The sequence below is a fragment of the Streptomyces griseorubiginosus genome, from assembly GCF_017614965.1.
In the GTDB taxonomy this organism is placed as follows: domain Bacteria; phylum Actinomycetota; class Actinomycetes; order Streptomycetales; family Streptomycetaceae; genus Streptomyces; species Streptomyces griseorubiginosus_B.
The window spans coordinates 1-21153 of sequence record NZ_WVUG01000145.1; the positions used below are offsets into that span (position 1 = coordinate 1).

Annotated in this window: 17 protein-coding genes, 1 tRNA gene and 3 pseudogenes; 13 read left to right on the plus strand and 8 right to left on the minus strand. The window is 65.6% G+C overall.

Annotated elements, in window-relative coordinates:
* Window positions 1–80: 80 nt before the first annotated feature.
* Both GRC12_RS25135 and GRC12_RS25140 read right to left on the minus strand, forming a co-directional pair.
* Window positions 81–536, minus strand: coding sequence for a hypothetical protein (locus tag GRC12_RS25135; protein WP_208781625.1), 456 nt, complete (start codon window positions 534–536; stop codon window positions 81–83).
* Window positions 537–812: 276 nt separating this feature from the next.
* Entirely contained in the window at window positions 813–1949 is a 1137-nt protein-coding gene (locus GRC12_RS25140) for an ABC transporter ATP-binding protein (protein ID WP_208781626.1), read from the minus strand.
* A gap of 217 nt (window positions 1950–2166) precedes the next feature.
* Here GRC12_RS25140 and GRC12_RS25145 point away from each other — a divergent pair.
* Window positions 2167–2240: transfer RNA gene (locus tag GRC12_RS25145), tRNA-Thr, on the plus strand.
* A 255-nt stretch (window positions 2241–2495) separates the two neighbouring features.
* Here GRC12_RS25145 and GRC12_RS25150 read toward each other — a convergent pair.
* Both GRC12_RS25150 and GRC12_RS25155 read right to left on the minus strand, forming a co-directional pair.
* A pseudogene (locus tag GRC12_RS25150) lies at window positions 2496–2690 on the minus strand (tyrosine-type recombinase/integrase); the annotation flags it as partial.
* Window positions 2687–3310 (minus strand): annotated as a pseudogene (locus GRC12_RS25155) (IS5 family transposase); the annotation flags it as partial. The pseudogenes GRC12_RS25155 and GRC12_RS25150, both read right to left, overlap by 4 nt.
* 243 nt (window positions 3311–3553) lie before the next feature.
* Between GRC12_RS25155 and GRC12_RS25160 the strand changes: the two are divergent.
* Together GRC12_RS25160 and GRC12_RS25165 are read left to right on the plus strand one after the other, a co-directional pair.
* Window positions 3554–4150: a hypothetical protein gene (locus GRC12_RS25160; RefSeq protein WP_208781627.1), complete on the plus strand. Its 597-nt coding sequence runs from the start codon at window positions 3554–3556 to the stop codon at window positions 4148–4150.
* 38 nt (window positions 4151–4188) lie between these two features.
* Window positions 4189–4377 carry a Tn3 family transposase gene (locus GRC12_RS25165; protein ID WP_208781628.1) on the plus strand — a complete coding sequence of 63 codons (189 nt, stop codon included), beginning with the start codon at window positions 4189–4191 and terminating at the stop codon, window positions 4375–4377.
* Between the two features lie 285 nt (window positions 4378–4662).
* On the opposite strand, the gene GRC12_RS46450 is transcribed toward GRC12_RS25165, so the two are convergent.
* Window positions 4663–4797, minus strand: coding sequence for a hypothetical protein (locus GRC12_RS46450; RefSeq protein WP_280117515.1), 135 nt, complete (start codon window positions 4795–4797; stop codon window positions 4663–4665).
* 707 nt (window positions 4798–5504) lie between these two features.
* On the opposite strand from GRC12_RS46450, the gene istA reads away from it, so the two are divergent.
* The 4 genes and pseudogenes from istA to GRC12_RS25185 all read left to right on the plus strand — a co-directional run bounded on the left by istA (window position 5505) and on the right by GRC12_RS25185 (window position 8426).
* Entirely contained in the window at window positions 5505–6767 is a 1263-nt protein-coding gene (istA, locus tag GRC12_RS25170) for an IS21 family transposase (protein WP_208781629.1), read from the plus strand.
* A complete protein-coding gene (gene istB / locus GRC12_RS25175; protein ID WP_208781630.1) occupies window positions 6767–7621 on the plus strand; it encodes an IS21-like element helper ATPase IstB in 855 nt (284 codons plus the stop codon). Before istA ends, istB begins: the two co-directional genes overlap by 1 nt.
* Before the next feature lie 225 nt (window positions 7622–7846).
* Window positions 7847–8056, plus strand: a pseudogene (locus GRC12_RS46985) (hypothetical protein); the annotation flags it as partial.
* Between the two features lie 52 nt (window positions 8057–8108).
* Window positions 8109–8426, plus strand: coding sequence for a tetratricopeptide repeat protein (locus tag GRC12_RS25185; protein ID WP_280117516.1), 318 nt, complete (start codon window positions 8109–8111; stop codon window positions 8424–8426).
* 241 nt (window positions 8427–8667) lie between these two features.
* On the opposite strand, the gene GRC12_RS25190 is transcribed toward GRC12_RS25185, so the two are convergent.
* Together GRC12_RS25190 and GRC12_RS25195 are read right to left on the minus strand one after the other, a co-directional pair.
* Window positions 8668–10866: a P-loop NTPase fold protein gene (locus GRC12_RS25190; protein WP_208781633.1), complete on the minus strand. Its 2199-nt coding sequence runs from the start codon at window positions 10864–10866 to the stop codon at window positions 8668–8670.
* A gap of 267 nt (window positions 10867–11133) precedes the next feature.
* Window positions 11134–12057: a recombinase family protein gene (locus GRC12_RS25195; protein ID WP_208781634.1), complete on the minus strand. Its 924-nt coding sequence runs from the start codon at window positions 12055–12057 to the stop codon at window positions 11134–11136.
* A gap of 264 nt (window positions 12058–12321) precedes the next feature.
* On the opposite strand from GRC12_RS25195, the gene GRC12_RS25200 reads away from it, so the two are divergent.
* From GRC12_RS25200 to GRC12_RS25220, 5 genes are all read left to right on the plus strand, one after another.
* Window positions 12322–13812 (plus strand): Mu transposase C-terminal domain-containing protein, encoded by a 1491-nt coding sequence (locus GRC12_RS25200; RefSeq protein WP_208781635.1) that lies wholly within the window; start codon window positions 12322–12324, stop codon window positions 13810–13812.
* A gap of 3 nt (window positions 13813–13815) precedes the next feature.
* Window positions 13816–14703 (plus strand): AAA family ATPase, encoded by an 888-nt coding sequence (locus tag GRC12_RS25205; RefSeq protein WP_208781636.1) that lies wholly within the window; start codon window positions 13816–13818, stop codon window positions 14701–14703.
* Window positions 14703–15290, plus strand: a complete 588-nt coding sequence (locus GRC12_RS25210) for a recombinase family protein (protein WP_208781637.1) — start codon at window positions 14703–14705, stop codon at window positions 15288–15290. Before GRC12_RS25205 ends, GRC12_RS25210 begins: the two co-directional genes overlap by 1 nt.
* 379 nt (window positions 15291–15669) lie before the next feature.
* Window positions 15670–15828: a hypothetical protein gene (locus GRC12_RS25215; protein ID WP_208781638.1), complete on the plus strand. Its 159-nt coding sequence runs from the start codon at window positions 15670–15672 to the stop codon at window positions 15826–15828.
* Between the two features lie 897 nt (window positions 15829–16725).
* Entirely contained in the window at window positions 16726–18300 is a 1575-nt protein-coding gene (locus tag GRC12_RS25220; protein WP_208781639.1) for a hypothetical protein, read from the plus strand.
* Window positions 18301–19489: 1189 nt separating this feature from the next.
* Here the strand turns inward: GRC12_RS25220 and GRC12_RS25225 are convergent.
* A complete protein-coding gene (locus GRC12_RS25225; RefSeq protein WP_208781640.1) occupies window positions 19490–19912 on the minus strand; it encodes a hypothetical protein in 423 nt (140 codons plus the stop codon).
* Between the two features lie 296 nt (window positions 19913–20208).
* Here GRC12_RS25225 and GRC12_RS25230 point away from each other — a divergent pair.
* Window positions 20209–21153: tetratricopeptide repeat protein (locus GRC12_RS25230; protein ID WP_208781641.1), on the plus strand; the 945-nt coding region annotated here is incomplete at its 3' end.

The window sequence follows — 21153 nt, forward strand, 5'->3', positions numbered from 1 at the left end:
CAGCCACCCCCAACCAGCCACCCCCAACCAGACCGGCCGGTGCGGGATCGGTGAGCTGGTCCGGGGTGGGCGGAGCGGGCTCAGCCCTGTGCTGCTGCGACGCCTGTTGCGAAGGACGTGTCGCAGACCGGGCGGGCGTATGACTGCGCCCTCACCGGGCCGTACATCCGGGCCGCGGCGCGACCCAGGGCGCGGGCGATGGAGTAGCAGTGCCCGGCGAGCGAGGGACGCCCGTTCACGGCCTCCTGGAGGTGCGTGAGGACCACGCCCGGGTTCCTGTCCTGCAGCTCGGCCAGGAGCTGGTCCCGCAGCACGTCCTGCGGGGCCCGGTGAACCGGTGCGGCGCCCTTGGCGTCGTCGATCGCGTCGGAGGCGGTGAGCACCGAGCCGGACGGGCTTCCCGTCCAGTTGACCCGGGTGACCGCGAGGGTCCCGGACAGCACCAGAAGGACGGGCAGGACGAGGGCGAGGGTGCGGCCGACCCGGCGGGCGGGGCCCTGGCCGCGTCGCGTCTGAGGGTTAGTGGAGTGCTTCACGCGAGTGAGGGTAGCGTTCGGTACTGATTTGGCGACATTTAGTCACCGGTTCGGGGGATGAACTGGTGGCTCGTTCCGGGTACGGCGTTGACGTACACCGCTCGAAATGACCGGTCTGCCGGGGTATTTGTCGACAACGGAAAAGGCCCCGCAGCAGGTTGCGGGGCCTTTCACGTCAACCTGGGTGAATTCACCCGGGCTGGTGGTTTTGTCTGGCGTCAGCCGAGTCGGCCGTGTCAGCCGAGTCAGTCAGCCGTGTCAGCCGTGTCATCCCTCTCAGTCGGAGAGGCGCTCGCCCGTGGAGGTCGAGAACACGTGGGTCTCGCCCGGCCGGGGCACGACGTGCAGCGTGGAGCCCTTCTCCGGCACCCGGCGGCCCTCGACGCGGACGACGAGGTCCTTGGTGGTGCCGCCGACCTCGGCGGAGCCGTAGACGTAGCCGTCGGCGCCGAGCTCCTCGACGACGTTCACGGAGACCGCGAGACCGGCCGGCTTGTCCTCGGTGTCCTTCGACAGGGCGTTGGCGGCGCCGCCGTTCTCCTCGACGATGTCGAAGTGCTCGGGGCGGACGCCGACGGTGACCGTCTTGTCGCCCTTGTCCGTCGCGGCCTTCAGTGCCTCACGGTTGACCGGGACGACGCTGTTGCCGAACTTCACGCCGCCGTCGGTGATCGGGACCTCGACCAGGTTCATGGCCGGGGAGCCGATGAAGCCGGCGACGAAGAGGTTGGCCGGGCGGTCGTACATGTTGCGCGGGGAGTCGACCTGCTGGAGCAGACCGTCCTTGAGTACGGCCACGCGGTCGCCCATCGTCATGGCCTCGACCTGGTCGTGGGTGACGTAGACGGTGGTGATACCGAGACGGCGCTGCAGCGAGGCGATCTGCGTACGGGTCGACACACGGAGCTTGGCGTCGAGGTTGGACAGCGGCTCGTCCATGAGGAAGACCTGCGGCTCACGCACGATGGCGCGGCCCATGGCGACACGCTGGCGCTGACCACCGGAGAGGGCCTTCGGCTTGCGGTCCAGGTACTCGGTGAGGTCGAGGATCTTCGCGGCCTCCTCGACCTTCTTGCGGATCTCCGCCTTGTTGACGCCGGCGATCTTCAGGGCGAAGCCCATGTTGTCGGCAACGGTCATGTGCGGGTACAGCGCGTAGTTCTGGAACACCATGGCGATGTCCCGGTCCTTCGGCGGCAGGTGCGTGACGTCGCGGTCACCGATGCGGATGGCGCCGGCGTTCACGTCCTCGAGCCCGGCGAGCATGCGGAGCGAGGTGGACTTGCCGCAGCCGGACGGGCCGACCAGAACGAGGAACTCGCCGTCCTCGATCTCGATGTTCAGGCCGTCAACGGCGGGCTTCTCGGAACCCGGGTAGATCCGGGTCGCCTTGTCGAACGAGACAGTGGCCATGGTGAAAGGGCCCCCTTCTACCGGCAGGAACGTGCCGGACGATCCGTTGTAGGAAGGTGGTGGTGTAGTCCACGAGGGTGGACTGGCACAGGACGGTACCTGCCGTTCGCCCGTATGTCAGTACCTGGCGGCATGTGAACTTCGCGGAAATTTTCGACAGGGGGCCGCTGTGGCCTGGGTACACTGCACGGGCACGTCCGCGATCGCGCGGACGCAGGCCTCCTTAGCTCAGCTGGCCAGAGCAACGCACTTGTAATGCGTAGGTCGTCGGTTCGAATCCGACAGGGGGCTCTCTCCAAGCCCAGCCCAGACAACGTCTGAGCTGGGCTTTCTCGTTCAGCGGATGCGACGGCGGCGCCGCGCGCGTGCGGCTGGACTGTCCGTGGTCTCATTTCTGGTCTCAATTGACGGAGCTTCTTCAGCTGCCCCTCCGACGAGTGAGGAAGCACCGGCTGTTGACGATGTCGGCGAACAGGGCGACTGCCACCGTGCTGGCCAGAACCGCGCCCCTGGACGTCACCCGATCGGTGACCGTTCTGAAGAAGCTCACGGTTCGGGCTGCCCCTCCGGGGTCGGCATGAACGCGTCGCCCATGCGCCGCATGGCGTCCTTCGACAGGTGGGGCCTGCCCTTGACGTACCGCCGGGCCTGGCTGATCTGGGTGTGGCGCAGGATCTCCATGATCGTGGGCATGCCCACTCCGAGTTCTCTCAAGATGGTGCCTGCGGTGCGACGTGACCCAGGCCCGAGCCATGTGGCTGACCGCGGCGGGCGATCTTCGGGACGATGCCGCGCTCGCGTAGTCGACGGCGGTAGATGTCATGGTCGTAGCCCCGGCCGGCGTACAACGCGCGAGGCTTGCGCCGAGGCCGCCCCCGCTTGCCCCGCACCGGCGGTACGCCGTCGACCAGCGGCAGCAGCTGGGTGACGTCGTTGCGGTGCCCGCCGGTCAGCGATACCCGCAACGGGGTGCCGTGCGCGTCGGTCAGCACGTGGTGCTTCGAGCCCGGCCGTGCACGGTCAACCGGACTCGGACCGACTTTTGGGCTGCTGCGCCCCCGCTTGGCCGGCACGTGCGAGGCATCAACGGTGACGCGGGAGAAGTCCAGGCGGTCCGCCGCCCGCAGCCGGTCCAGCAGCACCCGCTGGAGTCCCTCCCACACGCCGGCCTCCTGCCACCCGGCCAGCCGGCGCCAGCAGGTGGGCCCCGAGCCGAAGCCCAACTCCTGCGGCAGGTACTCCCATTGGATCCCCGTGTAGAGGACGAACAGCACACCCTGCAGAGTCTTGCGGTCATCGATCCGCTTGCGCCCGGGGTGCCGGAACCGTCGTTCATGCTTCGGGAGTAGCGGCTCGATCACCGCCTACAGCTCGTCACTGATCTCCCACGGCTTCCGCCGTGCCACGGGTCACCCCCAATGAATATGCCGCACTGCAGAGTGCAGCAACGGTCCCGCGAGCGGGGCAATCAGGGTGTGCACCCACCACCTCTGCCGATTGTCGAGGTCAATTAGGGCATTAGCGGGGAAAGGAGAACGTGAGCACGCCACGACACCGCACAGCACAATTCAGCTGAACTGCTCGTTACCTTCGGTAGGAGGCGCATGTCGATCATTGAGTCAGTGGGCGCCCCGTTGCTCACGGTGGCCGTCACGCTCGGCGGTGGTTGGCTCGTGACGACCCGGGTCACTGACCGCTGGGACCAAGTCAAGAAGAACCGCGAGATGGACCTGGCAGCCGCTCAGGACTTCCAACGTCTCTACGGAGAATTTGTCGCCATCTGGAAGACGTGGGACTCCCTAACGGACGGCCACACACCCGTCACCACGCCCCAGCATGTTGGCTGGGGCGTGCTCGAACGGGCAACCGCAGCCGAAGGACAGATCGAGGCGCTTATGGCCAAGCTGGCCGCTGAGCGCTGCCTTACCGAGGACGACATCGCCGTGCTCGGTGGTGTCCGCCAGGCGTTCAAGGTCGTCCGCCGGAGCATCAAGCGCGGAGAGCCAATCGGCTGGCGGTCTTCCGAAGCGGAGCCCTATATGGCGATCAAGTCGTTGTCGGCGGCCACATCCGTCCTGCTGAGCTCGGCACCGAGGACTAGGCTTCGGCCGAGTGCTGCTGTCGCTGCCCGCAACTTCAAGGGAATCACCGACAACCGTCACGAGGACTCCTGGACCGACACCGCACGACGCTACGCCTGACGTTTGGCCGGCTGCCTTGACAAAATTGATTTCACAGAATGGCCCGCTATCTGCGGCTCCGGGATCTCCAGCGGGAGATGAACGTGATGGAGTCCTCCAACGGCGCCAACTCCGTGATCGCCTATGGCAAGGGCGGGGAGATCGCCTCGAACCGGCGCGACGAGCAGGAGATGTTCGTCCTGTGCCTGCGCAGCCTGCAATCCGCCCTGGTCTACGAAACGCCCTGATGCTCCAGGGCATCCTCGGCGAACCGGAGCGGGCCGACCTCCTCACCCCCGCCGACCGGCGGGGCCTGACCCCGCTGTTCTGGTCCCACGTCCGCCCGTAGGGGAGTGAACGTCGCCATGGGCGGCCGCCTGAAGCTCGCGGCGGTCACCGGGCCCAGACCTCGCGACTCAGCTGACGCCGACGATGGCGCGTCGTCCCGCGCATGATCGCGCCGTACAGTCGAAGGGGCGGTCGAAGTCAGCTGCAATGGCTTCGACCGCCCTCTGCGGACTGCTCACACCTCGTCAATGCCTGTCCGCCGGGAAGGTGATCAGCCAGACGGCGAACGCCCGGCTCGCCCCCGAGAGGACGCCGCGCACAGCGGCAGCGATCAAAGTGAGACGCTCGATTCGGGTCGTGTCGTCGCGGTGAATGGTCATGTCGTTGCCCTCCTCGGCCCTCCGTTCGGATGGAGGCTTAAATCCACCATGCGGCTAGCGGAGGAGTGCCCGAGCGATCCCTGTCACCAGTCCCCGGTGCGCTGAAACGACACCACTGGATGTGGACTGGCAAACTGTTGGACTGACACAACCTGACAAAGGCTGACGGAGACTCCTGTGGTAGGCATCCGCATGCCCGACGAGCATCAGCTGCCGCCGGGGCCGAGACGGGACTTGGCTGTCGCCTTGCACGATCTGTACGCGCTGGCAGGAAAGCCCGCTGCTCGCACCATCAGCACACCGGGATTCGCGAGCGAGACGATCTACCTGGCACCTCAGCCATGAAGGCGTTAGCGCTGTGTTACGTGGCTCCGGTGTGCCCCGTTGGGCGAACCTAGAGTCTCTGGTTCGCGTTCTCGTTGAGCAGCAGCGTGTGGGTGAGGCGGATATCGGTGTTGTCGTGACACGGATCCATACGCTCTGGCGCACCGCAGACGGCGGCCTTCCGTCAGCAAACAGGACGATCCTGGCTGTTCCGGCCTCAGGAGAGCTTGAACGGCACGAGGGCCCTGCATCGGATGCTGGAACTCTGGATGCCGGGAATCTCGGCGACGGCCGAAAACGGGGTCACTGACGGCGTATCAAATCTGACCCACTTTGTGCCCTTTGCCTGAATCTGGCCTTGTTGATCAAGGTCAGGAGGAAGGGTGATCCTTGTGGAGGACTGGGCAGAGATCCGCCGGTTGCACCGGGCCGAGCAGATGCCGATCCGGGCGATCGCGCGGCATCTGGGCATCTCGAAGAACACCGTGAAGCGGGCGCTGGCGCACGACCGGCCGCCGAAGTACGAAAGGCCGTTGAAGGGCTCGGCCGTCGATGCGGTCGAGGTGCAGATCCGCGAGCTGCTGCGGGAGACGCCGACGATGCCGGCCACGGTGATCGCGGAGCGGATCGGTTGGGAACGCGGAATGACGATCCTGAAGGAGAGGGTCCGTGAGCTGCGCCCTGCCTATGCGCCGGTCGATCCGGTGTCGCGGACGACGTATCGGCCGGGCGAGCTGGCCCAGTGCGACCTGTGGTTCCCGGAGGCGGACATCCCGCTCGGTTATGGCCAGACGGGCCGGCCGCCGGTGCTGGTGATGGTGTCCGGCTACTCGCGGGTGATCGCGGCACGGATGCTGCCCTCGCGGCGGACCGGGGATCTGATCGACGGGCACTGGCGGCTGCTGTCCGAGTGGAACGCGGTGCCGAGGATGCTCGTCTGGGACAACGAGGCGGGCGTCGGCCGGGGCCGGGTGACCGGTGAGTTCGCGGCGTTCGCGGGCCTGCTCGCCACCAAGATCCATCTCTGTCGCCCCCGTGATCCAGAAGCGAAAGGGCTGGTGGAAAGGGCGAATGGTTATCTGGAGACGAGCTTTTTGCCGGGTCGCCATTTCGCCGGACCGGACGACTTCAACACCCAGCTGGCCGCCTGGCTGAAGGTCGCCAACCGGCGCCAGCACCGCACTTTGCAGGCCCGTCCCACCGAACGGTGGGAGGCCGACCGGGCCGGGATGCTCGCGCTGCCACCGGTCGACCCGCCCTCCTGGTGGAGATTCCAGATCCGTCTCGGCCGCGACCACTACGTCCGCATCGACACCAACGACTACTCCGTCGACCCCGCCGCGATCGGGCGGATGGTGACCGTGCTCTGCGACAACGACCAGGTCATCGTGCTGGCGGCGGGTGGGGAGATCGTCGCCCAGCACCCCCGCTGCTGGGCCCGCCATCAGACCATCACCGACCCCGACCACGCGGCCACCGGCATCGTGATGCGTCAGGAAGTACACCGTCAGCAGGCCACCCGCCGGGCTGCCGCCGAGGCGGGCACCGGTCCGCTGATCGAGGTCGAACAGCGCGAACTGGGCACCTACGACCGGCTGTTCACCGTCATCGACGGCGGCGGCGATAACCAGAGGGAGGCCGGCTGATGCCCCGCACCGCCATAGCCGGCGGCGAGGCGCCCGAGGAGACGGCCGCCACCGCCAAGACGGGGACGACCAGTCGCCGAACGGGTCAGCAGACCGCCGCCGACCTGGCCTTCCTCGCCCGCGCGATGAAGGCACCGGCCCTGCTGGACGCCGCCGACCGGCTCGCCGAACGCGCCCGCAAGGAGTCCTGGACCCACGCCGAATACCTCGTCGCCTGCCTCCAGCGCGAAGTGTCCGCCCGGGAATCGCACGGCGGCGAGGCCCGCGTCCGCGCCGCCCGGTTCCCTGCGATCAAGACAGTCGAGGAACTGGATGTCACCCATCTGCGCGGTCTGACGCGCCAACAGCTCGCGCATCTGGGCACGTTGGACTTCATCGCCGGGAAGGAGAACGCCGTTTTTCTGGGCCCGCCGGGCACCGGGAAGACGCACCTCGCGATCGGGCTCGGGGTCCGCGCCTGTCAGGCCGGCCACCGCGTCGCGTTCGCCACCGCCTCGGAGTGGGTCGACCGGCTCGCCGCCGCCCACCAGGCCGGCCGCCTCCAGCAGGAACTGACCAAGCTCGGCCGCTATCCGCTGATCGTGGTCGATGAGGTCGGATACATTCCCTTCGAGGCCGAGGCCGCGAACCTGTTCTTCCAGCTCATCTCGAACAGATACGAACGGGCATCCGTGATTGTCACCAGCAACAAGCCCTTCGGACGCTGGGGAGAGGTCTTCGGCGACGAGACCGTGGCCGCCGCCATGATCGACCGGCTCGTCCACCACGCCGAGGTCCACTCGTTCAAGGGCGATTCGTATCGCATGCGGGGACGTGAACTCGGACGCATCCCCACCGACCACGACAACGACTAACACGCAAAAAGGCATAAATGGGTCCGTTTTGACTCGGCCAAAGTGGGTCACGGTTCAGCCGCCGCCGACAGGGAATGCCTCCTCCGGTGGAGAGCCAGGTCCCCTGACGTCACCGCAAGGTTCTCTCATCCGGTGGAGACACCCTCGTTTGGGCACCGTGGATTTCAGAGATCGACAAACGGCTGTTGAGATCTTCAAGGAAGTGGGGGGCTTCGATGAGCAGCCGTGACCGGGATTCCTCCATGTGGGATCGATTCGAGCGAACTGGCTCGCCCGCCGACCTTGACGAGGCTATCGTCCTGGCCGCAGGCAGCAGCTGAAAGACCTGCCAATGACCCCTGGCGTCCCGCGATCTTGAGCAATCTGGGCACGATGCTGTCGGAGGTAGGGCGCCCGGAGGAAGCACTCACGGCCGCCGCAGAAGCGGTGGAGATCTACCGACGGCTGACGGCTGACAGCCGCCTACACACGCGACCTGCCAGCCTCACTGTCCAACCTCGCAGGCGCCTATCTGGCAATGGGCGATCTGGGGCAGGCAATCCCGTTGTACGAACGCACACTGGCGGACAGCGAGCGGGTGCTGGGTGCAGACCACCCAGACACCCTGCTCTCACGGAACAACCTCGCCGGCGCCTACGCGCAGGCGGGACGAATCGATGACGCCATCACGCTTCTTGAACAGCTCGTCACCGATTTCGAGCGCGTACTGGGCCCAGAGCATCCCCACACTCTGAGCGCACGGCACAACCTCGCCCTCTGGCGGGAGAAGGCGGGAGACACGGCAGTTCATCAACCGACCGATTAATGAGCAAGATCGGCAGGTGGCGGCGCGCGACGCGCTCCTGTGACCTTCAAGGCTTCATGGCATTGAATCTTCAGTGGTGAATGGCGCGACAGACGCTGCTACGGCGCACGCCCTGCGGCACGCGGAAGCCCTGAAATCAAGGAGAGATGCTGTGTGGTAGCTGCCACTCTGCCGCTGGACCAAGATCTGGCTTGGCCGATCGCGCTCTGAACGCCAGCCCGGACTCACGGCCCTTCCCGGGTCACGTCACGGAACCCAGGGGCGGTAGGTCGGGGAGCGACCAGGCCGCTCTGACACGGCGGAGCGTGGCACGGGCCAAGGGGTCGGCTGTCCCAGTTTCACGCTGGGCCCTGGCCAGGGCATCGAAGGATCCCTGATGAGTGGGTTGGCAGGCCCTCTCGATTTCCTCCTGGGTGCGCTCCGTGGTGAAGATCTGTTGCACTGTGTCGAGGTGATATGCCCGGTTGGCCAGTGCCGCGCCGATCCGCCCTCGCTCGCCGGACATCCCGGCGTGCTGGTGGACGAGGCTCCCCAGACCACCAAGCCCGCCCTGCTCGCCGACCACGTCGGAGTGGAATAGCCGCAGGAGGTCCGCGGAGTCCTCGGGACCGGCGGCTGCGCTCGCGACCCGGGCAAGTTCGCGCTCCACCAGCAGGCGTGTCAAGTGCGTGAGCGTGATGGGCTGTCCCGGTGACACGCACGAGACGCCGGCGCGTGCCGTTCGCAGAAGATCACGGGGCATGCCTCCGGACAGACAGTAGAACAAGGCTGCGAATGGCACCGGAAGCCTGACCACCCGGCGGCCCAGGAGTTGCTCGGCGGTCCTCTGATTGAGCGGCTCTACCCGGACAACCTCGTCGATCGCGCTGTCGAATGCGTCCCGTCGGCCGAACGGTGCCAGCTGCGCCTCTCTGAGCGCCTCGTCGGAGACCGCCAGCACGAACAGGCACTTCGGTACGTCGAACACGGCCTTGAGTTCGTTCAGGAAGACACGCGCGGTGGCGGACGGCTCGATCCGGTCGAGCTCGTCTATCCCGATCACCAGGCGCCGACCTTGGTTTTCCTTGTGCAACACTCGCGCGGTCCGTGTGAGGAACGCCTTCAGTTCAGCCACAATTTCCGGGTATGTCTGCGGCTGCCGCGCAAGCGCTGTCCCCCGCTTCGCCGACAGGTTCCAGGCCCGCCAGCCGGCGCTGAGCGCCACCTCGTCGGAGAAGGTCTGGAGGTAGCCGATCGAGCTCTTGTGCCGCTTCGCCTCCTGGGCCGTGCCAAGGTTCTTCTCGATCGCAAGGTCACACAACCTGTTGAACAAGTGGAGCATGAACTCCCGCCGCTCGAACAGGACCGGCACCGATTCGATGAGGCTCAGCTGCCGTGGTGCCTCTTCCCCCCACCTCTTCTCGCTGCAGAACACCTGCAGCAGCTGCGTTTTGCCCGCCCCCCGCGGCCCAGCGAGGGCGATGCTCCCGCCGTCCATGGCGGCGGCGAGTCGGACCAGTTCGTCGTAGGCGTTCGTCCGCACATGCCGTCCGTGGTCGTCATCGACTCGGAGCTGCTGTAGCCCCGGCGCATCGGTGATTGCGAGGGATGTGGAGTAGATGGGCTGGGAATCCTGGTTGATGCGCGCGCGCAGAAAGGCCAACAGGGTCTGCCGGAGAGCGTCCTGCCAATTGGCTAAGGCCTGCCACTCCGTGTGGCTGAAATCCGAGGGGCCGAAGGGGCCGATCCACTGGCGGCGAAACAGATAAGTGCCGGACGTGCCGTTTGCGCGGTTCCACAAGGAAATCGCCGCAAGTGCGAAGAGGCTCAGAATCCCGAGAGAGACCCACCCACCCCAGTCGTCCGCTTCGCCCTTTCCCGGCTGTTGGTCGTGCACGAGCTGCCAGACGATGGCCTCTGTGCCACCGCCGATGAACAACGCACAGAACACCGCCAGCAGAACGTAGACGACAACAGCTGTGACCAGCAGCTGGGTGTCCTTCGCCCGGCCGTGGCCCGCCCGGACACGGGACGACAGCAGATAGCAGCCCCACCACACTGCGGTGGCTACAGCGGCAGCGAGAACGACGATGATGAGCAGCATGACGAAGGACTGGCCCGCCACGGCCCCAACCGTCACAGGGCGGTCCTTGGACAGCGCTTCCTGGAGCACCGAGTTCCACGCCACGACTACCGAGACGGCGAGCACCGCCAGGATGATGAGCGCACTGGTCACCAGCAATGGCCAGGTAAGACTGCTGAACATCCGGGACTCGGTGACCCTCTGCTGGTAGGCACGTTCAGCGTCCTCGACTTGTCCCAGGATGTCGAGTCGCTGCGCGTTCGCCGCATCCCGCAACTGATCCGCGCTGGCGCCACTGCCGCTGGCCAGGATGTCTCTAAGTTCGTCGCCCCCCAATACCCCGTTCAGGAGGCTCTCAAACAATTCCTCGCGCCCCATCGTGTACGCCCTCCGCGCCACAGCCACCCCCCTGGTCCTGTAATCAAGGGTGGCGGAATCACGTACTGTCGCGAGGGACTTCGGGGAAGCTTCCCGAGGTTTCCCAGTTAGGAGTCAGCTACTCCGGGAACTTCAATGCCGAATGAGCCGTGGCAACGCCGCTGTGCTGTCTCGGGAGATTGGTTCGTGAATCTGGAGAGTCACGGCTTCAAGATCGTTCCGTGGCTTCTTTGGGGCTCATCGCAATGTACGACCTCTCAAGATCTCTTACAGCGCGAGGTGCTGACGGAGCTTGCCGCGCTGGGCGGGCAGCTCGTCCCCGAGGGTGAAGCCGAGGGTGGGGAACTGCTCGGCGATCTCGCTGGGTGTTAGGGGGGCGGTGACGGGGATCTCCCAGTCGCCGCCGTGGGGAACCCAGGCTCCCTTGGGGGCGATGGCGCGGATGCGTTTCACGGTTCCGTCGACGACGTAGACCATCGCCTTGGCGTACGGGCGCTTGTGTTCGGCCAGGGGGAAGAACTGGCGGTCGGCGTCGTACTGCGCCGTGCTCTGCTCACCCTGCCCGGTCTCGCCCATGGGGGTGCCGTCGGCGCGGGCCTTGGGCTTGCCGCTGCGGTAGACCACATAGGCGAAGTCGCTGTCGTCGGACAGGGCGCGGTAGACGGTGGCGCGGCTGGTGTGGAAGGAGTCGGCGATGTCCTGCACGGTGTACTCCTCGCTGTCGTACATCTGGCGTGCCATGCGGACTTGGGTAGCGGTCAGGGTGGGGCGGCGTCCGCCGGTGCGGCCCCGGGCGCGGGCGGAGGCCAGGCCCTCGTGGGTGCCCTCCACGATCAGTTCGCGCTGGAACTCGTCGATCGCGCCGAGCATGTGGAAGGCGAGGCGGCCGGTCGGGGTGGAGGTGTCGATGCCTTGCTTGAGCACCACCAGGTCGATGCCGCGCTCGCGCAGGGTCTCGGCGAGTTCGATCAGGTGCTTCAGCGAGCGGGCGGCGCGGGCGAGGCGGGTGACGACGAAGGTGTCGCCGGCGCGAGCGTAGTCGAGGGCCTTGTCGAGTTCGGGGCGGCTGGCCAGCTTGCCCGACGCCTTGTCGATGAAGATCTTGTCACACCCGGCTTCGACGAGTGCGTCGCGCTGGGAGTCGGGATTCTGGTCGCGGGTGCTGACGCGCCCGTATCCGATCTTCGCCATGCCTGAAACGTCCTCACAAACGGTGGTCGGGGCGCTGTTTCGGTCGTTGATTCCGTACGTGGGTTGTGAAACCCATTGGTTGATCGGCGAGCTGGGACGTTAGCAGTTCCGCCGAAGCGCCCGCAATGGTGCGCGTAGACGATCGTTTCCGAACACCATCAGCGCGCCATGGGCTTAGCTGAGGGCGCGAGGATTTGGTAGGCGCCGGTTTCGCGCGCGTGTGCGCCGGTGAGATCCCGACCTGCGGACGGCACGCTGGTGAGCATGGCGGCATCGGGCGTCGAACTCGCGGCGCTGGGAGATCTGACCGGGCCTCAGCGCGAGGGGGCGATGCGCCGGTTCGCAGTGCTGCGGCCGTACCTTGAGGACGGGGTCCCGCTGGCGCAGGCCGCCGCCGAGGCAGGCATCGCCTGCCGGACCGCACAGCGCTGGGCTGCTGCCTACCGGGACAAGGGTCTTGCCGGTCTCGTCCGCGCCCCGCGATCGGACGCCGGCCACCGCCGTATCCCCGAGGACCTGCGGCACCTGATCGAAGGTCTGGCCCTGCGGCGTCCCGCTCCGCATGTGACGTGGGTGCACCGGCGGGCGGTCGAGGTGGCCAAGGAACACGGCTGGCCGGTGCCCTCGTACAGCACGGTGTACGCGATCGTCCGCGTCCTGGACCCGGCTCTGGCGGTGCTCGCGCACGAGGGCACCAAGCGGTACCGGGAGGTGTACGACTTGATCCACCGACGCGAGGCCAAAGGACCCAATGCGATCTGGCAGGCCGACCACACCCAGCTAGACCTGTGGGTGATCGCCCCCAGCGGCAGGCCGGTCCGTCCGTGGCTGACCGTCGTCGAGGACGACTACTCGCGCGCCGTCGCCGGGTACGCGGTCAACCTAGGCGCTCCGTCCTCGCTGAACACCGCGCTCGCGCTGCGGCAAGCGATCTGGCGCAAGCCGGATCCGGCCTGGCACCTCTGTGGCATCCCCGCCGCCTTCTACACCGACCACGGCAGCGACTTCACCTCTGCCCACATGGAACAGGCCGCCGCCGAGCTGAAGATCCGCCTCGTGTTCTCCCTGCCCGGCCAGCCCCGCGGCCGCGGGAAGATCGAGCGCATCATGGACACGGTCAACACCCTGTGCCTGTCCGACTTACCCGGCTACGCACCCCGCGGCACCAAGGACCGCGCCGGACAGGCCCGCCTCACCCTCGCCGAACTCGACCATGCCCTGGGCGCCTTCTTCGTCGGCACCTACAACCAGCGAGAGCACGGCGAGACCGGACAGCCGCCCCAGGCCCGCTGGGAGGCCGACGCCTTCCTGCCCCACATGCCCGACGCCCTCGAACAGCTCGACCTGCTCCTGCTCACCGTGGCCAAGCCCCGCAGGATCCACCCCGACGGCATCCACTTCCAGTCCCTGCGCTACCTCGACCCGGTCCTGGCCGCCTACGTCGGCGAGGACGTGACCATCCGCTACGACCCCCGCGACCTCGCGGAGATCCGCGTCTTCCATCAGGACCGCTACCTCACGCGCGCCATCTGCCCCCAGCTGGCCGGGACCACCGTCTCGCTCAAGGACATCACGGCGGCCCGCAACGCCCGCCGCCGCGAACTGTCCGGCACCCTCAGGCAGCGCACCAGCGTCGTCGACCGCCTCTTGGCCGTCCACGCCACCCCGCCCGAGCCGCTCGACCCACTTGCCCAGGAATCACCGTCCGGGCCCGAGGAATCGCGGCCCAAACTGCGCCGCTATCGGGAGGAGTAGGCCTTGGATGCCCCCGACACAGGCAGCCACCCGGCCGACGCGGACGATAACGAGAACCCGCCCGAGCCGGACACCGCCGTCCCGGCCCCGTTCGTCATCACCAAGGAACACCGGCGCTTCACCGAATTCGCCGACGCCGTACGCCGGGACCGCTATATCGGCCTGTGCTACGGGCCGCCCGGCGTCGGCAAGACCCTCTCCGCCCGTCGCTACGCGGGCTGGGGCGAAGTCGCCCCCTACCTGGATGCGTTCACCCTATTAAACGGACAACCGATCCCCGAGAGCGCGCTGACGGCCAGGACCGTCGTCTACACGCCGGAGGTCTACAACACCCCGCGCAGCGTGCAGAAGTCGATCACCTTCTACCAGGACCGCCTCAACTACGCCGTCCAGCTCGCCACAGACGGCGGCCTCGGCGGACCGGACACGGCGGCGCGCTTCACGACACGAGCCGCCCGCAACACCGAACTCCTCGTCGTCGACGAGGCCGACCGCCTCAAGACCCCGAGCCTGGAACAGCTCCGGGACCACTACGACCGCACCGGCGTCGGCGTGGTCCTCATCGGCATGCCCGGCATCGAGAAGAGCCTCGCCCGCTACCCCCAGCTCTACAGCCGCGTCGGCTTCGTCCACCACTACCGGCCGCTCTCCCCGAACGAACAGCACCTCGTCATCACCCGGCACTGGCCCCGTCTTGCCCTGGACGACCTCGGCGACTTCACCACCGCCGAAGCCGTCGCCGCCATCACCCGGATCACCAGCGGGAACTTCCGGCTCACCAGCCGCCTCGTCGCGCAGATCGAGCGCGTGATGGACATCAACCAGCTGTCGACCGTCACCGCCGAAGTCGTGGAGACCGCCCGTGAATCCCTCGTCGTCGGAGTTCTGTGATGGCCGCCCGCCTCATCGGCTACGGGCTCTCCACCCTGCGTGACCCCCGCCCCGCCGAAGCCGGTGCTCTCCTCACCGCCGGCTGCCACACGGTCTTCCTCGATATCACCCATCGCGCCAGCAGTCCGCGACCGGCCCGGGACGCGGCCTTCCAATACGTCCGTCCCGGCGACTGCCTCGTCATCGTGCGGTTCTCCCGATTCGCCGCCGGTCTGCGCAACCTGCACGACCTGCTCCGCCAGCTCAACGACGCCCATGTCGGACTGCGCTCCCTGGAAGAGCCGATCGATACCACCGCGCCTGACGGCGACCTCGTCATCCGCGCCGTCGATGCCACCCTGCAACTCGAAGGCATGTGGATCGCCGAAGTCACGATGGAGGGACAAGCCGCCGCTCGCGCTCGTGGGCAACGTATTGGGTCGCCTCCCAAGCTCACCCCTGAACAGGCCGATCTCGCACGCCAGATGCACGCCGCGGGCCACCCCGCCCTCAGTATTGCCGCCATGCTCAAGGTCGCGACATCGACCATCTACCGCCTCGTACGGCAGCCCCAGGCGACAGATACCGCTGAAGATTCGGCGCCATGAAGCTCTGAAGGTCACAGCGCTCCACGATGGCCTCCTGTGCTTCTGAACGTACGCCCGCCACTTAGTGTCCTGGAATCGAACGTGTGAACGATCTAGGTCCGTTGAGTCTCGTGATGCTCCGCTTCCTCGAGCGCGTGCAGTTGCGGGCCCTGGCGCGCACCCGCCGTGGATCGCAGACGAAGAGCGCCGGGAAACGGAACGGCAGCGCGGTCTCGAGGCCCGACCGCCCGCACCGGAGTGGTGTCGACGACGGCGATAGTCCCCAGGGGTTGGGTTCGCGCCCCGCACGGTGTGCGGCGAGGCAGGGATCACGACCAAGGTCATCGATGCCGGCGACGGCCCACGCTGGCTCGACTCGTGCTGGCCGCATGCCCGCGAGATGACGCCTCTCCACCCCGACGGCCCGACGACCGTCGAGGAGATCCTCGACCTCCTGCGCGAGGTAGCGAAAGAGGTTGCGGCCGAGATGAGGCTCAGCATCGTCCCGCTGCGCATCTGGACGGACGAGAAGGACTGGCACGAGGAGCACGCCGGCTGACCCGGAACGTTTTCACCTCACCAGGGAAACGAATTGACCATCCAAAACAGGATTGTTGGCTCCACCACGCTTGAAGTTCGGTGAAAACAGTCGTGAACAGGGCGCACGTGATGACGCGTTTGGGCGAATCAACGTCATCCACCGCCAAGGTCGCCCCTGGGGCGTGCCTCCGAGCCCAGTTTGAACCTGCCTACCGAATGCACTGAATGCGGATACCGATTGTGCCTCCCTCGTTAACTGAGGTGATTGAGACATCTGCGTGAACTTCTAGCTCACCCAACTCGGTTAGTGCCACCCTGCGAAGCTGCCGCTCGATACGAGTCCGCCCTTCGGCGCTAAGTGGCACTCGTTCGTCCCACAGCACCACGAAGGAGAGCTCATTGATCCACTCGCCGCCATCGGGCCGAGCAATGTCCGGGAACACAACCGGTGTTGGGTCGATCGGGTGCGGTTGGAGCGGAGGGGTCGGCTCCGTTGGGGGCGCATCCGGGAACACAACCGGTGTTGGGTCGATCGGGTGCGGTTGGAGCGGAGGGGTCGGCTCCGTTGGGGGCGCATCCGGGAACACAACCGGTGTTGGGTCGATCGGGTGCGGTTGGAGCGGAGGGATCGGGTCCGTTGGGGGCGCATCCGGGAACACAACCGGTGTTGGGTCGATCGGGTGCGGATGCGGACCTGCAGGATCGCCATCAGGGCGCTCGCGCTCATCCACCGGCTTCTCCTCGCTACCGACAGTGACGCACATCACAGTACACTCTAATCGCCTTGGGCGCGCCAGTATGGATGCCTTCACTCGACGGTTACCGTCCCGTGCAGCAGGTGCTCAGGCTTGCCCGCAAGTGCTTGGCGGCATCGATTGGGGAGAGTTACATGGGAGCTCGGACAGTTTGCTATTCGGTGAGCGAGCCCAATGATTCCCACCGCCGCGCCCTTCTGCGGTGGCAAGTTCTGACGAGCATTCAATCTCTCCGTAGATTCAACCAGTCGATCCAAGTAAAGGTATGCTGGCTCGGTGCAGTAGACGTAAACTTTGAGCTCAATCTAAGGCAACTTGGCGCACAGATTATTGCATGCGAGAGATACGACGAAATCTTGGTCGATTTCCCGGGTGGAGATCTACTTAATCAATATCCCGTGTTGCATAAATACTTCACGGTTGCGCGTGCCGCAGATCCCGACTGCTCGCAAATTCTGTTGGTGGATTGCGATACCGTCTTCCTTTCGGATGTTGGACAACTCTTCGATAAATATAACGAGAAAGATGTCGTCGCGAGTCCTGAAGTCGGATCACGACGTGGGCCCGTGCCCTATGATCCAACCTACTTGGATGAGGACAAACTCTCAGCTGCGGCGGCGACTCTCGGTGCTCAATTCATCCCTCCATTCAACTCCGGCGTGATGCTGCTTAACCGCAGGTCGATTGGTGCCATGCGTCAGCTAGGCGAAGAGGTGGTAAAACTCACTCTACGGTTGATGGTCGGAATTGCTCTAAGTGAGGCCGAGGTATTGCAGCAGCCCCTCGCTGCTCTTCGAGTACGTCTTGCCTCGCGGTCGGCTGAGTTGCAAGAGGTAAAGCCCCTGCCTCATCCGTCGTCAAATCACTGGATTATAGAAGAAGTTGCCCTATGGCTAGCATTTGGCATGCAGGGTCTTTCCGTTGGCGATTTTACAACCTCAGACGCAGTGCTCGGTGGCGGCGTGTTCGCAAAGCCACGCATGGAAAGCGACTGGATCGTAGGTCATTACTTCAGCGCCAACACCGAATCATTTAAGAGATGGCTCCTTGATCATGCAGTGATCCCCTTCGAACACTCGTGCAGCAAGCACACAGAACGGCTCCCCGTCGATCCAGCGCTGAGGGCGAGTCCCCTAATTGCGGAGCACTCCGGTTACGCGGTATACGAAGGTCTAATTGATTCGGTCGCTTTTGGAAAGCTGGCCGTGGAAGCTCGTGATCAATTCTGGGAGGCTTCCGAGCAATTCCTCCGCACCGGAAAAGGCGGAGACGGTCGAGGCGGTCACCCACCTCGAAGAATGGTTCACAGCGGCGGTGGCCCTACACAGAAGAAGATTTATCAATCGGCGTCGATGCGACACTTCTTGGAAGATCTCTGTCGAGTCCAGGTCTGCCCCACCGGGCAGCGTGGGTCGTTCAACTATTACACACGGGCAGGTGACTTCATTGGCCTCCATCTAGATGTATTACAGTGTGATCTCGTCGTAGTTACTGTTCTACAGGATTTTTCAGACCCCCATTCTGCGGCGGGAGCCTTCCGGCTCTTTCCAAATCATCTCGGAGTGCCACTCCGAGAAATCGGCAGTGAGTGCGACAGAGCTGCTGTCACCCTGAAGCTCATGCCGGGCCAGAGTCTTGTAATGTTCGGCGGCCTAGTTCCGCATCAGGTATTGCCCGTGCAAGCGGGTCAAGCACGTGTGATTTCTGCGCTATGTTACAGAGCGGGATATTCCTAAAATGCGCTGAATCGATTACCTGTCTTCGGTCTGCAGGCGTTGCAGATCCTCGTCGACAGCGTTGTGCGGTTGCTCGCCGCCGCGGCGATCGTCTCCGTCGCATGGGTGCTGCAGGGCGCCGCCGCGAGTCGACGACGTACAGCATCACGAACACCAGGAGGGGCATGTACGGCGCACGAGATCTCGGCATTCGTCTCACTCGCGTACGGACTCGTCTGCCGAGACCTCAAAGACCCGACAGCGATCATGTTATGGACTCTACGGAACCCTAGCATCCATCTAAGTCTTGCGGTACCTTGCGAGCCATGTGGGAGTATGCCCTATGGGGCCTATTCGGGGGCTTTTGCGTCGAGGGGCTTGATTTCTCTAACGTTATTCGAAAGGATGGCGAATGGCCATGGAGTAACTTTGCATCCCCGAGGGCATTCCCATTTCTCCTCGCTAGCGCGATTAGACTTGGAGTCGGAGCCGGTCTAGCAGCAGCCGCAGCTACCTCAAATCAGGTGAGCGGACCATTCGGGGCGGTTGCAATCGGCGTCGCCGCGCCCATGCTCGTTAAGTCACTAGCCGAAAAGATTCCTGTGAATCCCTCCTATCCTGATCTTTTGCAGGCTATCAATTCACAGCAAGCGTCAGTCACCGAATTAGGGCTGGAGGGTTTGGACGGTGGATCCGATTTCGACCGCAGTACTGGCACTACAGGCGAACAGCGTACGGGCCGCGAATAATCTAGAATTCGAAACGGCCATCGTCATCTCCTATGATGACGTAGTCTCCTGGTTCAGGAATAATGCGTCGACCGCTCGGGCCGGACGTGAAAAGATTGTGCCATTTACACGGCTGGAGCTGCGCCGCAATGGAGTGCGCCTTACTCAGGCTTTCTTCGACCCCTCGACTACGAAGATAATCAGTGGGCGGCAAATCGATGGGCGAACCTTGGACAAGCAGCTAGCGGAGGTTCACGCAACAAATAGCCTTGCCATCTATGAGTAACCCCTCGATAGCTCATTTATCCACAGCCATGTCGCATCTCGCTCGCAACGAGGGATACACATGCCTACCAGGGAGGCTGTAGGCTCGTCGGCCCCCGAAGTCCGGCAGCCTTGCGGTCAGCTCGGTGACTTCGACGGCGGGCACACGTGCCGGCGGCCTGCGGGTGGAAAACGGGTATTCGTCAGATTGCCGAGCCTCAGCGGGCGTCACCGTCGAGATCGATCGGGCTGTCCTTCACCGTGGAGTGGTCGTCGATCAGCCGGGATGCTTCTGCGTCTCCCCGTGCGGATGTGGGTGATCCGGTGAGGGCTGATCCGTCGGTCACGGCGACCGTGACCTCGGCTCCCTCCGCTGCTGTGCCGCCACTTCCGGTGATCTCGGAGCGGTTGGTCGCGCGCTGTTCGTAGCGCGTGCGGCGGGCGGGCTGCGGCTCCGGCGCGGGGACCGGGATGGTAGTGCGATTCCAGTATTCCAGGGCGGTGATGCCGACCAGGCATGCGGCCAGGCCGCTGGTCAGGGGCCAGGTGATGCCCTGCGTCAAGGCGGTGGTGATGGCGCCGACCGCGGCCCCGGCGACGGTGGACAGGCCGACGCGGGCGGCAGGTCCCAGTCGTGTCATCTGCGCTCCCCGTGTCCTTCAGATCGGCCGGTACCTAGGATGCCCAGTGTCCCGTCGTCACTACGCCCACCGGCACCGGGCCAAGTACACGCTTACGTGGTGGATCACCGCGGACGCCCCGGAGTCGATTGTCTCCGGGCTGGCTGCGCTGGCGGTGCGGTTGTGTCCGCAGTGGGCTGGACAGGCCGACGTGGATGAGCGGGCGGCGTGGGCGATGGCGTGGCTAGGCTGGCATCCGGGCTGGCTGTTGATCTTCGACAACGTCGAGGACCCGCTCACCTGCGTCCCTACCCCGGGTGCTGACCGGCGGGCATCTGCTGGCCACAAGCCGCAAGGCCACCGGCTGGCACACGATCGCGCGCGCGATGCCGCTGGGCCTGCTGACCGAGACCGCCGCCGCCGGGCTGCTGTGCACCCTGGCCTTCCCCGACCGCGTCCCGACCCCGCAGGAACGCCACGAAGCGGTGGACCTGGCACGGGCGCTGGGCTTCCTGCCGCTGGCGCTGGAACAGGCCGGCGCCTACTGCCACCAAACCGGCCACGCCCTGGGCACCTACCAGACATCACTCGGCCTGGTCCTGGACACGCCCCCGGAAGGTATCGACCCGCAACGCACCCTCGCGCGCATCTGGCACGCGACCCTGGCCGCCGTCGAAGGCCGCGATCCCTTGGCCGTCACCCTGCTCTATACCCTGGCCTGGCTCGCCCCCGACGACATTCCCCGCGCCCTGCTCGCCCCCCTCGTCCCCGACCCGATAACCCTGGGCAACGCCTTGGGCGTCCTGCACACCTACAGCATGATCGCCTTCACCGACGACCGCCAGGGCGTCACCATCCACCGCCTCGTACAGACCGTCCTGCGCACCTCAGCCGACCACCACCGGTCCGGCACATACGCCCCGGGCCGCAGCGAAGCAGAGCAGGCACTTCGGCACGCCCTTGCCGGCCCGCACGATGACGCCGCGGTCCCCGACCAGCACGCAGCATGGGAACAACTGCTTCCGCACGCCCTCGCTCTGGCCGAATCCACCCTTGCCGACAGCCCCGCCTCGGTCGAGACCGCCGATGCCTTCTACCGCACCGCCCAGTACCTGTACCGGCTGGGCCGTGAGGCCCACACCATCCCCTTGAGGTCCGCAGCTCTGACTCAGTACGAGCGGGTGCTGGGGGACACCCATCCGGACACCCTGAGCAGCCGTAACAACCTTGCCGTCGCCTACCAGTCGGCGGGGGATCTGGGG

Bases quoted from the DNA above. Each gene is read 5' to 3' on its own strand.
- GRC12_RS25225 (WP_208781640.1), bottom strand. From the start codon at position 19,912: ATGACACGACTGGGACCTGCCGCCCGCGTCGGCCTGTCCACCGTCGCC.
- GRC12_RS25210 (WP_208781637.1), top strand. From the start codon at position 14,703: ATGGCCGCCCGCCTCATCGGCTACGGGCTCTCCACCCTGCGTGACCCC.
- GRC12_RS25160 (WP_208781627.1), top strand. From the start codon at position 3,554: ATGTCGATCATTGAGTCAGTGGGCGCCCCGTTGCTCACGGTGGCCGTC.
- istB (WP_208781630.1), top strand. From the start codon at position 6,767: ATGCCCCGCACCGCCATAGCCGGCGGCGAGGCGCCCGAGGAGACGGCC.
- GRC12_RS25190 (WP_208781633.1), bottom strand. From the start codon at position 10,866: ATGGGGCGCGAGGAATTGTTTGAGAGCCTCCTGAACGGGGTATTGGGG.
- GRC12_RS25195 (WP_208781634.1), bottom strand. From the start codon at position 12,057: ATGGCGAAGATCGGATACGGGCGCGTCAGCACCCGCGACCAGAATCCC.
- GRC12_RS25215 (WP_208781638.1), top strand. From the start codon at position 15,670: ATGACGCCTCTCCACCCCGACGGCCCGACGACCGTCGAGGAGATCCTC.
- GRC12_RS25140 (WP_208781626.1), bottom strand. From the start codon at position 1,949: ATGGCCACTGTCTCGTTCGACAAGGCGACCCGGATCTACCCGGGTTCC.
- GRC12_RS25165 (WP_208781628.1), top strand. From the start codon at position 4,189: ATGGCCCGCTATCTGCGGCTCCGGGATCTCCAGCGGGAGATGAACGTG.
- GRC12_RS46450 (WP_280117515.1), bottom strand. From the start codon at position 4,797: ATGACCATTCACCGCGACGACACGACCCGAATCGAGCGTCTCACTTTG.
- GRC12_RS25200 (WP_208781635.1), top strand. From the start codon at position 12,322: ATGGCGGCATCGGGCGTCGAACTCGCGGCGCTGGGAGATCTGACCGGG.